We start from the raw sequence: 14,035 nt of genomic DNA on the forward strand, positions 1-14,035 counted from the left end.
GTGCGCCGCCGCACCGGGCGGGTGGAAGATCGGGCCATGGCTCACACCGTCGCCGACCAGCTCCTCGAGGTTCTGATCCAGTCCGGGGTCCGGAGGATCTACGGGCTCGTCGGCGACAGCCTGAACCCGATCGTCGACGCCGTGCGACGCTCGGGCGGCGCGGCCGAGGGCGGGATCGACTGGATCCACGTGCACAACGAGGAGGCCGGCGCGCTCGCGGCGGCCGCGGAGGCCCAGCTCACCGGCACCCTCGCCGTCTGTGCGGGGAGCTGCGGGCCCGGCAACACGCACATGATCCAGGGCCTCTACGACGCCCACCGCTCGGGCGCCCCGGTCCTCGCGATCGCCTCGCACATCCCGTCGATCCAGATCGGCACGACCTATTTCCAGGAGACCCACCCGACGTCGTTGTTCGCCGAGTGCTCCTCGTGGGTCGAGCTGGTCTCCCGCCCGCAGCAGCTGCCGCGCCTGCAGCGCATCGCGATGCAGACCGCGCTGGCCGACCGCGGGGTCTCGGTGCTCGTGATCCCCGGCGACATCACCGCCGAGGCGGCGGCGCACCCCACCGGGCTGGGCGACCTCGTGGCGCCGTCCGCCGTCGTGACGCCGGCCGTCGACCGCGTCGAGGCCCTGGCGGAGCGGGTGAACCGAGCGTCGTCGGTGACGTTGTTCGTCGGCGCCGGGGTGCGGGAGGCCCGCGACGAGGTCCTCGCGCTGGCCGAGAAGGTCAAGGCGCCGGTGGGCCACTCCCTCGGCGGCAAGGAGTGGATCCAGTACGACAACCCCTACGACGTGGGGATGAGCGGGCTGCTGGGCTACGGCGCCTGCTTCGAGGCCAGCCACGAGGCCGACCTGCTCGTGCTGCTCGGCACCGACTTCCCCTACGACGGGTTCCTGCCGCAGGCGCACACCGTGCAGGTCGACCGCGACGCGCGGCACCTCGGACGGCGCACCGTGCTCGACCTCGGCGTCGAGGGCGACGTCGGCGCCACCCTGCGCGCGCTGCTGCCGCTGCTCGACGAGAAGACCGACCGCACCTTCCTCGACCGGATGCTGCGCCACCACGCCGAGGCGCTCGAGCACGTCGTCGACGCCTACACGCAGCGCGTCGAGGACCACCGGCCCGTGCACCCCGAGTACGTCGCCTCGGTGCTCGACGAGGAGCTGACCGACGACGCCGTCGTCACCGTCGACACCGGCATGTGCAACGTCTGGGCCGCCCGCTACATCACGCCCACCGGCCGCCGGCGGATCGTCGGCTCCTTCCGGCACGGGACGATGGCCAACGCGCTGCCGCACGCGATCGGCGCGGCGGTCTCCCAGCCCGGCCGCCAGGTCGTCTCGATGTCCGGCGACGGCGGGCTGACGATGCTGATGGGGGAGCTGCTCACCACCGTCGAGCAGGACCTCGACCTCACCGTGGTGGCGTTCAACAACGGCGCGCTCGGCATGATCCGCCTGGAGATGATGGTCGCCGGGTTCCCGTCGTTCCAGACCGACCACGGGCCCGCGGACCTCGGGGCGATCGCCGCGGCCGCGGGGCTGCACGCCGTGACGGTCACCGACCCGCACGAGCTGCGGGGCGCCCTGCGCGCGGCCCTCGACCACCGCGGCCCGTCGCTGGTCGACGTGCGCACCGATCCGAACGCCCTGTCGATCCCCCCGCACATCACCGGGGAGCAGGTGCGCGGCTTCGCCCTCGCCGGCATGCGGACCGTGCTCGCCGGCGGTGTCGGGAAGATGGTCGACCTCGCCCGGTCCAACCTGCGCTCGATCCCGCGGCACCCGCTGCGCTAGTCGTCGCCGGCCCGGTCACACGGCGCGTGCACGCGGGTGGCCCGGTTCCGGCCGCGCAGCCGCAGCACGTCGACCTCGGTCCAGCGCGCGGCCTCGTCGGGGCCGGCGCGGCGGATCGCCGCGTCGGAGGCGGCGACGAGGCCCCGGAGGCCCTTCGCGACGTCGCACAGGCGCGCGGCCTCGTTCACCGGGTCGCCGATCACGGTGTACTCGTAGCGGCGGGTGTCGCCGATGTTGCCCGCCACGGTCGGGCCCGCGGAGACGGCGATGCCCGCGGTGGCGGGAGCCGTGGTGGTGGCGGTGCGCGCGTCCAGGCGCTCGGCCAGCGCCCGGGCGGCGGCGAGCGCGCACCCCGCGGGGTCGTCCAGGTCGTCCGGCGCCCCGAACACCGCCAGCGCCGCGTCGCCCTCGAACTTGTTGATCCACCCCCGATGGCTCTCGACGACGTCGACGACCTCGCCGAAGAAGGCGTTGAGCACGGCGACGACCTCGTGCGGCGGGTGCTCGAACGCCATCTCGGTGGACCCGACGAGGTCGACGAACAGCACCGCGACCTCGCGCACCTCGCCGCCGAGCTCGATCTCGCCCGCGAGCGCGGTGCGCGCGACCCCCTCGCCGACCTGGCGGCCGAACAGCTCGCGGATGCGGTCGCGCTCGCGCAGCCCGGTCGCCATCTCGTTGAACCCGGCCTGCAGCATCCCCAGCTCCGAGGCGTCCGAGATCTGCACCCGGGTCCCGAGCTCGCCGTCCTGCACCCACCGCAGGGCCCGCCGGACGTCCATGACGGGCCCGGCGATCGACGTCGACGTCAGCGCCGCGAGCAGGAACCCGACCGCCAGCGCGACCGCGGCGAGCACCAGCACGACGACCCCGAGCCGCGTCACCGTGTAGTAGTCGCGGAACACCAGCGACGCCGCGGCGGCGAGGGCGATGCCGAGCAGCGGCACGCCGGTCCCGAGGGTCCAGGCGCTCAGGGACCGGGCCACCACGCCGGGCACCAGGCCGAGCCGGTCGGGCGGGTCCTCGGCGAGCACCCGCGCCACCTCGCCGCGCAGGGCGAGCTCGCTGAGACGGTAGGCGACGGCGACCGTCGCGACGCCCCCGAGGGCGACGACGCACGCGACGGTGAGGGCGACGGTCAGCGAGGAGAACGCGTTGATCGTCGCGAAGAGCGGCACGGCGACGATCCACGGGACGGCCTGGACGACGGTGATCCGCAGCGGCGCCGCGAGGACCGCGCTGCGCGCCAGCCGTCCGTGCGCCCGCCAGACGTCGTCGCCGGCGTCCGCGTCCGGCTGCGGGGGCACGTGCACCCACAGGAAGCCCCAGATGAGGCCGACGACGGCGGCGAACACGAGGTAGAAGCCGAACGCCCAGAGGTTGCGGTCGAGGGTGTCGTCGAGGTCGGGCACCAGGTTCTGGGTCGGCAGGAGCCACCCGGCCACCGCGAGCACGATCGCCGCCCCCACGACGTTCGAGACCACCACGAGGGCGCCGACGCGCGCCTTCGTGGCCGGCCGGAAGTCGCGGTGCACGGTTCCGCGCTCCGGGGGGTCCTCCATGCGCCCGACCCTATATAGCAGGTACCGGCGGTACCGCGAGGGTCAGCCCGTGGCGTCCGCCACCACGGCCCGCGCCGCCTCGAGCCGCGCCACCGGCACGCGGAACGGCGAGCAGGAGACGTAGTCCAGCCCGGCGCGGTGGAAGAAGTGCACCGAGTCCGGGTCGCCGCCGTGCTCCCCGCAGATTCCGAGCTTGAGGTCGTGGCGCACCTCACGGCCGCGCCACGACGCGATCTCGACGAGCTCGCCGACGCCCTCCACGTCGAGCGACTCGAACGGGGAGACCCCGAAGATGCCCGACTCGAGGTAGTCGGAGAAGAACGAGCTCTCGACGTCGTCGCGGGAGAAGCCCCAGGTGGTCTGGGTGAGGTCGTTGGTGCCGAACGAGAAGAACTCGGCGACCTCGGCGATCTGCGCCGCCACGAGCGCGGCGCGCGGCAGCTCGATCATCGTCCCCACCTGGTGGGGGACCGGCGCCCCGTTCACGTGGGACTCCGGCTCGGCCACCACCTCCGCGATCTCGGCGGCGACGGCCTGCAGCTCCTGCACGGTCCCGACCAGCGGCACCATGATCTCGGGCAGCACCTCGACGCCCTCGGCGGCGAGCGCCGCGGCGGCGCGGGTGATCGCACGGACCTGCATGGCGAACAGGCCGGGCACCGCGATCCCGAGCCGCACGCCGCGCAGTCCGAGCATGGGGTTCTGCTCGTGGAGCCGGCGGACCGAGGCGAGCAGCTCCTCCTTCTCGGTCGTGAGCTGGCCGCGCTCGCGGTCGAGGGCGACCTCGACCGACAGCTCGGTGAGGTCGGGGAGGAACTCGTGCAGCGGCGGGTCGAGCAGCCGGATGGTCACCGGCAGGCCCTCCATCGCCCGGTAGATCGCGGTGAAGTCCTCGATCTGGTGCGGGAGCAGGGCCGCGAGGGCCTCCTCGCGCTGGTCGCGGGTCTCGGCGAGCACGAGCGTCTCCACCAGCTCCCGACGCTCGCCCAGGAACATGTGCTCGGTGCGGCAGAGCCCCACGCCCTCGGCGCCGAAGGTCCGGGCGGTGGTGCAGTCCTCGCCGGTGTCGGCGTTGACGCGCACGCGCAGCCGCCGCAGGGAGTCGGCGTGGCGCATGATCCGGTCGACGGCCGCGACGAGGTCGTCGTTCTCGGCGAGCCCCGTGGACCCCTCGAAGTAGGCCATGACCGGGCTCGCGACGACGGGCACCTCGCCGAGGTAGACCTCGCCGTTCGTGCCGTCGATCGAGAGCACGTCGCCCTCGACGACCTCGCGCCCGTCCGGCAGCGTGATCTTCTTCGCGCGGACGTCGACCTCGAGCTCCTCGGCGCCGCACACCGCGGTCTTGCCCATCCCGCGGGCGACGACGGCCGCGTGCGACGTGCGCCCGCCCCGGCTGGTGAGCACGCCCTGGGCGGCGATCATGCCGTCGAGGTCGTCGGGGGTCGTCTCGCGGCGGACCAGGATGACCTTCTCGCCGGCCTTCGCCCGACGGACCGCGGTGGCGGAGTCGAACACCGCGGCCCCGCCCGCGGCGCCCGGCGAGGCGTTCATGCCGGTGGTCAGCAGCTCCTTGGTCGCGTCGCGGTCGAAGCGGGGGAACATCAGGTTGGCCAGCTGCGCGCCGCTGACGCGGTCGAGGGCCTCGTCCATGCCGATGAGGCCCTCGTCCACAAGCTGGCAGGCGACCGTGAACGCCGCCGCCGCGGTGCGCTTGCCGACCCGGGTCTGGAGCATCCAGAGCTTCCCGCGCTCGATGGTGAACTCGATGTCGCACAGGTCGCGGTAGTGGTTCTCCAGCGTCGTCATGATCTCCATGAGCTGGTCGTACGACGCCTTGTCGATCCGCTCCAGCTCGGTGAGCGCCAGGGTGTTGCGGATGCCCGCGACGACGTCCTCGCCCTGCGCGTTCTGGAGGTAGTCGCCGTACACGCCGCGCGCGCCGGACGCGGGGTCGCGGGTGAAGGCCACGCCGGTGCCGGAGTCCATCCCGAGGTTGCCGAACACCATCGAGCACACGCTGACCGCGGTGCCGAGGTCGGCGGGGATGCGCTCCTGGCGGCGGTAGACGTTGGCGCGGGGGGAGTTCCAGGAGTCGAAGACCGCCCGGACGGCGAGGTCGAGCTGGTCGCGCGGGTCCTGGGGGAAGTCCCGGCCGGCGTGCTCGCGGGTGAGGCCCTTGAAGACGTCGACGAGCGCGCGCAGGTCGTCGGCGTCGAGGTCGAGGTCGTTCGTGGTGCCCTTGGCCTTCTTCGCCTGCTCGAGCGCCTCGGCGAAGTGCTCGCCCTCGATGTCCAGCACCGTGGCGCCGAACATCTGCACGAGGCGGCGGTAGGAGTCCCAGGCGAAGCGCGCGTCGCCGGACTGGGCGGAGAGGCCCTCGACCGACGCGTCGTTGAGGCCGACGTTGAGGACGGTCTCCATCATCCCGGGCATCGAGAACTTGGCGCCGGAGCGGACGGACACCAGCAGCGGGTCGTCGGCCTGGCCGAGCTGCTTGCCCATCGTCTTCTCGAGCGCGACGAGGTGCTCGGTGACCTCGTCGGCGAGGCCGGCAGGCTCGTGGCCGTCGACGAGGTAGGCCCGGCAGGCCTCGGTGGTGATGGTGAACCCGGGCGGCACCGGCAGGCCGAGGTTCGTCATCTCGGCGAGGTTCGCGCCCTTCCCTCCGAGCAGGTCCTTCTGGTCCTTGTTGCCCTCGCCGAACGAGTACACGAGCTTGGTCATGCTGCCTCCGGGGCACGGGCGACGATCTTGGCGCAAACAATCATGGACGGGGCCGGCGCGCGCGCCGACCCCGCCACTGTGGCCGAGGGGCCGCACGGCGGCCAGACCTGACCACGCAGATGATGCTCATCGCGCCCCGATTCTTGATTCGTTCCAGAATAGGCGCGACACTGCGGCCCGTGTCCGCGCCGACCGCACCCCCACCGCGGGGTGACCGCCACGGCCCGGCCCACCACCTCGAGCACCGCACGAACCACCGCACCACCCACCGCTGACCACCCAGTGACCCGGAGGACTTCCTCGTGTCAGAACACGTGACCCGTGAGACCGCGATGAACACGGAGGAGGCCGGGGGCTGCCCGGTCGACCACGGTCGCCTCGCGCACCCGACCGAGGGCGGCGGCAACGTCGACTGGTGGCCGAACCAGCTCAACCTGCGCGTCCTGCGCTCGCACACGTCGGTCTCCAACCCGATGGACCCCGACTTCGACTACGCGAAGGAGTTCGCGACCGTCGACCTCGACGCGCTCGCCGCGGACGTCGACGAGGTCCTGACGACGAGCCAGGACTGGTGGCCCGCCGACTTCGGCCACTACGGCGGCTTCATGATCCGTCTCGCCTGGCACTCGGCCGGCACCTACCGCCTGGCCGACGGCCGCGGCGGCGCCGGCATGGGCATGCAGCGCTTCGCCCCGCTGAACAGCTGGCCCGACAACGGCAACCTGGACAAGGCCCGCCGCCTGCTCTGGCCCGTCAAGCAGAAGTGGGGCAAGAAGGTCTCCTGGGCCGACCTGCTGATCCTCGCCGGCAACCGGTCGCTCGACACGATGGGCCTGAGCACCTTCGGCTTCGCCGGCGGGCGTCCCGACGTCTTCGAGCCCGACAACGAGACCTACTGGGGCCCGGAGAACTACTGGCTCGGCGGCGACCAGCGCTACACCGGCGACCGCCAGCTCGAGCAGCCCCTCGGCGCCTCGCAGATGGGCCTGATCTACGTCAACCCGGAGGGCCCGGACGGCAACCCCGACCCGCTGGCCGCTGCGCGCGACATCCGCGAGACCTTCGGCCGCATGGCGATGAACGACGAGGAGACCGTCGCCCTCATCGCCGGTGGCCACACGTTCGGCAAGACCCACGGTGCGGCCGACCCCGACCAGTACGTCGGCCCCGAGCCCGAGGGCGCGTCCATCGAGGAGGGCGGCCTGGGCTGGAAGCAGAGCTTCGGCAAGGGCAAGGGCCGCGACGCGATCACCTCCGGCCTCGAGGTCACCTGGACCTCCACGCCGGTGCAGTGGAGCAACGGATACTTCGACAACCTGTTCGGCTACGAGTGGGAGCTCCACAAGTCGCCGGCCGGTGCGTGGCAGTACCGCCCGGTGAACAACGGCGGCGCGAACACCGTGCCGGACCCGGAGACCGGTGAGCTCACCCGCCAGCCCACGATGCTCGTCACCGACGTCTCCCTGAAGGTCGACCCGGTCTACAAGGAGATCTCGAAGCGGTTCCACGAGAACCCCGACGAGTTCGCCGACGCGTTCGCGCGCGCCTGGTTCAAGCTGACCCACCGCGACATGGGCCCGATCCAGCGCTACGTCGGCCCGTGGGTGCCGGACGAGACGCTGATCTGGCAGGACCCGGTGCCCGCGCACGAGGGCCCGGTCATCGGCTCCACCGAGATCGCGGAGCTGAAGAAGCAGATCCTCGACACCGACCTGACCGTCTCCCAGCTCGTCAAGGCGGCCTGGGCGTCGGCGTCGACGTTCCGCATCGGCGACAAGCGCGGCGGCGCCAACGGTGCGCGCGTGCGTCTCGACCCGCAGATCGACTGGGAGGTCAACGACCCGCAGGAGCTGCGCCGCACGCTGTCCGCCCTCGAGGGCGTCCAGTCGTCGTTCAACGCCTCCGGCACGCAGGTCTCGCTCGCCGACCTCATCGTCCTCGGCGGCTGCGCCGCGGTGGAGAAGGCGGCGCGCGACGCCGGGTTCGACGTGTCGGTCCCGTTCACCCCGGGCCGCACCGACGCCTCGCTGGAGTGGACGGACGTCGACTCGTTCACCCACCTCGAGCCGAACGCCGACGGGTTCCGCAACTACCTCGGCAAGGGCCACCAGCTCCCGGCCGAGTACCTGCTGGTGGACCGCGCGAACCTGCTCAACCTCTCGGCCCCCGAGATGACCGTGCTCGTCGGCGGTCTGCGGGTGCTGGGCGCGAACACCGCCGGTGCGCCGCACGGGGTGCTCACCGACCGGGTCGGGCAGCTCACGAACGACTTCTTCACCAACCTGCTCGACATGAGCACCACCTGGGCGAAGGTCGCCGAGGAGGAGGGGCTCTACGAGGCCCGCGGCACCGACGGTGAGATCCACTGGACCGGCACCCGCAACGACCTCGTGTTCAGCTCGAACTCCGAGCTGCGCGCCCTCGCGGAGATCTACGCCGAGAACGGGTCGGAGGAGAAGTTCGTCCGAGACTTCGTCGCCGCCTGGGACAAGGTCATGATGCTGGACCGCTACGACGTGAAGTAGCCCCGCACGGAACGAGGGACGCCCCGGCTGCGCACGTCGCAGCCGGGGCGTCCCTCGTTCCGGGGTCGGTCACTCCTGCGTCGGCAGCCACGCCCCGTGCAGCCCGAGCGGGACCCGCACGGGGATGCGGACGCGGGCCACCGGCCCGGAGCCCGGGTCGGCGCCCGGGAAGACCACGAACCAGCTCGACCGGTCGGTGCGGTCGGTCGCGAACGTGACCCACCAGCCGTGCGAGGCGTCCTCATCGCCGGGTCGTGGGACGAAGCACGGCTCGCCGACCGACAGGTCGCCGGCGTCCCACGTGACGCTGCGGCCGGTGGCGGTGTCGACCCACAGCACCGCGTCGAACTCGCCGCCGGCGAGCTCGTGGTGCCCCGTCTTCGTGCCGAGCGCGACGACGTCGTGACGCTGCCCGAGCCGGCGGTCGTCGACCCGCGGGAACTCCATCCCGTGCGGCTCGGTGAGGAAGTCCCGCGTGATCGCACCGCGCTCCGGGTCGATCACGGCCCGCGAGAGACCGCCGACGACCGGGCCGGTGTCCGGGGACAGGCCGCCCGGCCGGGACCACTCGACGTAGTCCAGGACGACCCCGCCGGCAGAACCGTCGGCTCCGTCGGCGAGGTCGTAGGCGTTGGCGCTGTGCCACGACCAGAACGCCTCGGTGTGGGCCCAGCGCACCGGTCCGCCGTCACGGGGGATCAGCGCGATCCGCGTGCCGTCGTCGGGCCGCCAGGACAGGAGCGACCCGCCGCGCATCGCCGCTGCCACGTCGAAGTACATCGGGCCGAGCACGAGCACGACGAAGCGCTCGGTGAGCGCCATGTCGTGGATCATCACCGGGACGTCGACGTCGGGCACCGCCGTCGGCGTGCGCCGCGCGCTGCCGTCGGGGCCGAGCACCGACCACGTGAGGTACGGCGCCTCGAGCCCGTAGCAGAACACCACCATCTCGCCGGTGCGCGGATCGACCTTCGGGTGAGCGCAGAGGCCCGCGGGCAGCGAACCGCCGAAGGTCTCCCGCCCGCGCGTCGCGAGCTCCGGGGTCAGCGCGTAGGGCGGCGCCGACTCCGCGAGCGCGAGCAGCTTCCCGCCGTGGCGCACGACGTTGATGTCGGGCAGGTCCTTCACGGCCCCCGCGAGCGCCGGGCCGACCTCCTCGGCGCTCGGGGTGTAGCCCGTCATCAGACCACCCCACAGCGCGCGGCCGGCGGCGATCTCGGCGTCGAGCATCGGGGTGTGCACGAAGCGGTTCGCGTACCGGGCCTTCCCACCCGAGACCCAGAGCCCGTGCACCATGCCGTCGCCCTCGAGCGGGAACACGTAGGAACCGAGCGGCGTGAAGCGTGGGTTGGGACCGTTGCGCAGGTACATCCCGTCCATCTCGGACGGGAGCTCGCCGACGACCTCGAGGTCGCCGGCGTCGATCTCGTCGATCACCGGCTCGAACAGGCCGGAGAGGTGCGGGTCGTGTGCGGCGTCGACGGGCGGCGGTGCGCCTGGGGCACTCGGCACGGTGGCGGTCATCGCTCGCGCCCTCAGGCCGGCTGGGCGGGCGGGGAGGACGCCTCATGGGCACCCTGCGGCTGGTTCCGGCCGGTGACGTGGTCGGGGTACCAGCCCGTGAACTTCACCGCGGCGACGATCGCGACGATCGGCACCACCCAGTTGAAGATGTCCGAGTTCACGCCGAGGTAGGCGACGGCCGCATCACAGAGCGCGTTGAGGACGAACACCAGACCCCACACCGCGGTGATCACGCGGTTGATCTGCTTGAAGGTCGGGCTGTTCCAGTACTCGCGCGGCGTCTGCTGCCGTGCGTAGTACTCGGTGAACGGCCGGCCCACGGCCAGCGACCCGAGGGCGACGAGCGCGATCACGATGCTCGAGAGCAGCTGGGCGCGGTCCTCGATCGGCTGCAGGGTCGCGCGGTCCAGCACCAGCGCGAGCACGACCAGCGCGCCGAAGAAGACGAGGCCCGCGGCGTCGAGGACGCTGATCGAGCGGGTGCTGCGCCAGCTGGGCACCGAGAGGATCAACGAGCAGAGGAGAGCCGCGAGGGCCGCCCACATCCAGGTGCTGGGTCCGGCGACCACGCTGAAGACGATCCAGGGGACGAACCCGAGGAAGATGGCGGCTTTCTGCACGGCGAGGCCTCCTGACGACGATGACTGTGAGTCATCATGAGAGAGGCAGGCGGAGGACTCAAGAGTCCGGAGCCGGAGATCCCTCTCTCGGTAGGTAACGATCTCGCGGAGTGTGCTGCGCCGAACGAGTGACATCACGCTCGGCTCGCCGACCCACTCGCCGCATCGGGCTCGGGGTCCTCCCTCCCGACGCGATTCCTACAGGCCGCGACGAGCGGTCACTCGTCGGTGCGGCTTGTTAGTCGCATTGGGCAAATCGATGCTCCCGCTTGACACTCTGAGCTACAAGCCACACTGTGTTGTTTGTCAAGCAAGAGATGACACTCTGCATGTCTGCGTGCTGACACCGGTCAGCGACGAGGGAAGCCGATGTGAAGTACCGACCGATACTGACCACTCTCGTGGTGGCCGGACTGATAGGCGGCGGTGCCGTCGGCACGGCCATGGCCTCCGACCCCGTGCCCTCCGCCCTCGCGGCTCCGCCCGCCCTGGTGGCCCAGTCCGCGGCGACGCCCGGACCGAACCCCTTCGCGCCTCCCGCTGCGGGCGGGCTCGACGCCGTCCTGCCGGCCGCCTCCGTGGGCGCCGTCTCGGGCGCCACCCCCGGCCTCTACGGCGGTACGCGCGACAACGCCTGCGACAGCGCCGCGATGGCCTCGTTCCTGCAGTCCAACCCGGACCGCGGCAACGCCTTCGCCGCCGCCCAGCAGATCGCGCCCGCCGACATCGGGGGCTACCTCGACGCGCTGACCCCGGTCACGCTCCGCGCGGACACGGCGGTGACGAACAACGGGTTCTCCGACGGCAGCGCCACCCCGTTCCAGGCCGTTCTCCAGGCCGGGACCGCGGTCATGGTCGACGAGTTCGGCGTGCCCCAGGTGCGCTGTGCGTGCGGGAACCCCCTCGAGGGGTCGATGCAGAACGGGCCGGCCGGCCTCACGGGCGACACCTGGCAGGGCCTCTCCTCCGACGACGTCGACTCGATCAGCGCCTCGGATCACCGGATCGACGAGTTCGCTCTGGTGACGGCTGCGAACGAGACGATGACCCGGCCCACCGGGAGCCACGGTGACCGGGACTACGTGACGCCGGGCGGCAGCACGACCGGGACCACCGCGGGCACGACCGGCACGACCGGCACGACCGCTGGCGGGACCACCGCTGGTGGCACGACCGATGGCGGGACCACCGCTGGCGGGACCACCGCTGGCGGGACCACGGCTGGTGGGACCACGGCTGGTGGGACCACGGCTGGTGGGACCACGGCTGGTGGGACCACGGCTGGTGGGACCACGGCTGGTGGCACGACTGCTGGTGGGACCACGGCTGGTGGGACCACGGCTGGTGGGACCACGGCTGGTGGGACCACGGCTGGTGGGACCACGGCTGGTGGGACCACGGCTGGTGGCACGACGGCTGGCGGGACGACGGCTGGTGGGACGACGGCTGGTGGGACGACGGCTGGTGGGACGACGGCTGGTGGGACGACGGCTGGTGGGACGACGGCTGGTGGGACGACGGCTGGTGGGACGACGGCTGGTGGGACGACGGCTGGTGGGACGACGGCTGGTGGGACGACGGCTGGTGGGACGACCGCTGGTGGGACGACCGCTGGTGGGACGACCGCTGGTGGCACGACCGCTGGTGGCACGACTGCCGGTGGCACGACTGCCGGTGGCACGACTGCCGGTGGCACGACTGCCGGTGGCACGACTGCCGGTGGCACGACTGCCGGTGGGACGACTGCCGGTGGGACCACTGCCGGTGGCACGACTGCTGGCGGGACCACTGCTGGTGGCACGACTGCTGGCGGAACCACTGCCGGGACCACTGCTGGTGGCACGACTGCTGGTGGCACGACTGCTGGCGGAACCACTGCCGGGACCACTGCTGGTGGCACGACTGCTGGCGGAACCACTGCCGGGACCACTGCTGGTGGCACGACTGCTGGCGGAACCACTGCCGGGACCACGGCAGGCGGCACGACCGCTGGTGGGACGACCGACGGCACGACCGGTACCACCGACGGGACGACCGACGGGACGACCGGTACCACCGACGGCACGACCGACGGCACGACCGACGGCACGACCGACGGCACGACCGACGGCACGACCGGCACGACCGACGGCACGACCGGCACGACCGGCACGACCGGCACGACCGGCACGACCGGCACGACCGGCACGACCGGCACGACCGGCACGACCGGTGTCTCCACGGGCTGTGTCTTCGCCGACGACGTCACACGGGTCGGCAATGTCATCACCGGAACGTCCGGCAACGACACCATCGACTGCACGAATGCCACTGGCCCCGTGACGATCATTGGTGGCGAGGGCAACGACACCCTCACCGGATCGAATTTCGCCGACATCATTGATGGCGGGAACGGCAACAACACCATCACCGGCGGGCCGGGCGACGACACCCTCACGGCGGGCATCGGCGATGACACGATCACCGGCAGTGCCGGCCTCGACATCATCGAGGGCGGGACAGGCAACGACACCATCGACTACGGCGACCAAGAGCCGACCCCGGATCCGCTGACTGCGGGGACGAATGCTCGGACCGCACCGTCAACAGACGGGCCGTTGGTCGACGAGCCGATCGTTCCGGGTACCGAGGACGCTCCGGCGACCGAGGCTCCGGTGACTGAGGCTCCGGTGACTGAGGCTCCGGTGACTGAGGCTCCGGTGACTGAGGCTCCGGTGACTGAGGCTCCGGTGACTGAGGCTCCGGTGACTGAGGCTCCGGTGACTGAGGCTCCGGTGACTGAGGCTCCGGTGACTGAGGCTCCGGTGACTGAGGCTCCTGCTGAGGAGGCTCCGGCCACTGAGGAGGCTCCGGCCACTGAGGAGGCTCCGGCCACTGAGGAGGCTCCGGCGACCGAGGAGGCTCCGGCGACCGAGGAGGCTCCGGCCACTGAGGAGGCTCCGGCGACCGAGGACGCTCCGGCGACCGAGGACGCTCCGGCGACCGAGGACGCTCCGGCGACCGAGGACGCTCCGGCGACCGAGGACGCTCCGGCGACCGAGGACGCTCCGGCGACCGAGGAGGCTCCGCCGACCGAGGGCCTGCTCGCGCCGACCCTGGCCGCGTGGGGATTCCTGCTCCCGTAGGAGCACATGTGAATGAGGAATGGCTCCAGCCCCTTGCGAGAGGCTGGAGCCATTCCCACTGTGCGGCTCTCTCGGATCGACTCCGGGGTCGTCGCTATCGAACGATCATCCCACGATGATGTCGAAGTGGACCGGGACATGGATGCGAAGACGAA

The 14,035-nt window shown here is 71.9% G+C and carries 7 protein-coding genes; 3 read left to right on the top strand and 4 right to left on the bottom strand.

From position 1 onward, the window contains the following. Window positions 1–36 precede the first annotated feature (36 nt). Entirely contained in the window at window positions 37–1,797 is a 1,761-nt protein-coding gene (locus ACQPYN_RS06870) for a pyruvate dehydrogenase (protein WP_433034976.1), read from the top strand. On the opposite strand, the gene ACQPYN_RS06875 is transcribed toward ACQPYN_RS06870, so the two are convergent. Both ACQPYN_RS06875 and ppdK read right to left on the bottom strand, forming a co-directional pair. Next, window positions 1,794–3,359, bottom strand: coding sequence for an adenylate/guanylate cyclase domain-containing protein (locus ACQPYN_RS06875; protein ID WP_433034979.1), 1,566 nt, complete (start codon window positions 3,357–3,359; stop codon window positions 1,794–1,796). The genes ACQPYN_RS06870 and ACQPYN_RS06875 overlap by 4 nt on opposite strands. Before the next feature lie 42 nt (window positions 3,360–3,401). After that, complete coding sequence (gene ppdK, locus ACQPYN_RS06880) at window positions 3,402–6,086, bottom strand: pyruvate, phosphate dikinase (RefSeq protein ID WP_433034982.1); 2,685 nt, start codon at window positions 6,084–6,086, stop codon at window positions 3,402–3,404. A 332-nt stretch (window positions 6,087–6,418) separates the two neighbouring features. Here ppdK and katG point away from each other — a divergent pair, with 332 nt between their 5' ends. Then, window positions 6,419–8,611: a catalase/peroxidase HPI gene (katG, locus tag ACQPYN_RS06885; RefSeq protein ID WP_433038763.1), complete on the top strand. Its 2,193-nt coding sequence runs from the start codon at window positions 6,419–6,421 to the stop codon at window positions 8,609–8,611. 69 nt (window positions 8,612–8,680) lie between these two features. On the opposite strand, the gene ACQPYN_RS06890 is transcribed toward katG, so the two are convergent. Both ACQPYN_RS06890 and ACQPYN_RS06895 read right to left on the bottom strand, forming a co-directional pair. Next, a complete protein-coding gene (locus tag ACQPYN_RS06890) occupies window positions 8,681–10,135 on the bottom strand; it encodes a carotenoid oxygenase family protein (protein WP_433034985.1) in 1,455 nt (484 codons plus the stop codon). An 11-nt stretch (window positions 10,136–10,146) separates the two neighbouring features. Beyond that, window positions 10,147–10,755 carry a hypothetical protein gene (locus ACQPYN_RS06895; RefSeq protein WP_433034988.1) on the bottom strand — a complete coding sequence of 203 codons (609 nt, stop codon included), beginning with the start codon at window positions 10,753–10,755 and terminating at the stop codon, window positions 10,147–10,149. A gap of 371 nt (window positions 10,756–11,126) precedes the next feature. On the opposite strand from ACQPYN_RS06895, the gene ACQPYN_RS06900 reads away from it, so the two are divergent. After that, on the top strand, window positions 11,127–13,880 hold the full coding sequence (locus ACQPYN_RS06900) for a DUF6777 domain-containing protein (RefSeq protein WP_433034991.1): 2,754 nt from the start codon (window positions 11,127–11,129) through the stop codon (window positions 13,878–13,880). The last annotated feature ends 155 nt before the right edge of the window (window positions 13,881–14,035 follow it).

Origin of the sequence: Actinomycetospora sp. CA-053990, from assembly GCF_050948445.1 — a bacterium.
In the GTDB taxonomy this organism is placed as follows: domain Bacteria; phylum Actinomycetota; class Actinomycetes; order Mycobacteriales; family Pseudonocardiaceae; genus Actinomycetospora; species Actinomycetospora callitridis.

What these genes read in the sequence shown, in the direction of transcription:
- ACQPYN_RS06870 (WP_433034976.1), top strand. Translation starts at nt 37, where the DNA reads ATGGCTCACACCGTCGCCGACCAGCTCCTCGAGGTTCTGATCCAGTCC.
- ACQPYN_RS06875 (WP_433034979.1), bottom strand. Translation starts at nt 3,359, where the DNA reads ATGGAGGACCCCCCGGAGCGCGGAACCGTGCACCGCGACTTCCGGCCG.
- ppdK (WP_433034982.1), bottom strand. Translation starts at nt 6,086, where the DNA reads ATGACCAAGCTCGTGTACTCGTTCGGCGAGGGCAACAAGGACCAGAAG.
- katG (WP_433038763.1), top strand. Translation starts at nt 6,419, where the DNA reads ATGAACACGGAGGAGGCCGGGGGCTGCCCGGTCGACCACGGTCGCCTC.
- ACQPYN_RS06890 (WP_433034985.1), bottom strand. Translation starts at nt 10,135, where the DNA reads ATGACCGCCACCGTGCCGAGTGCCCCAGGCGCACCGCCGCCCGTCGAC.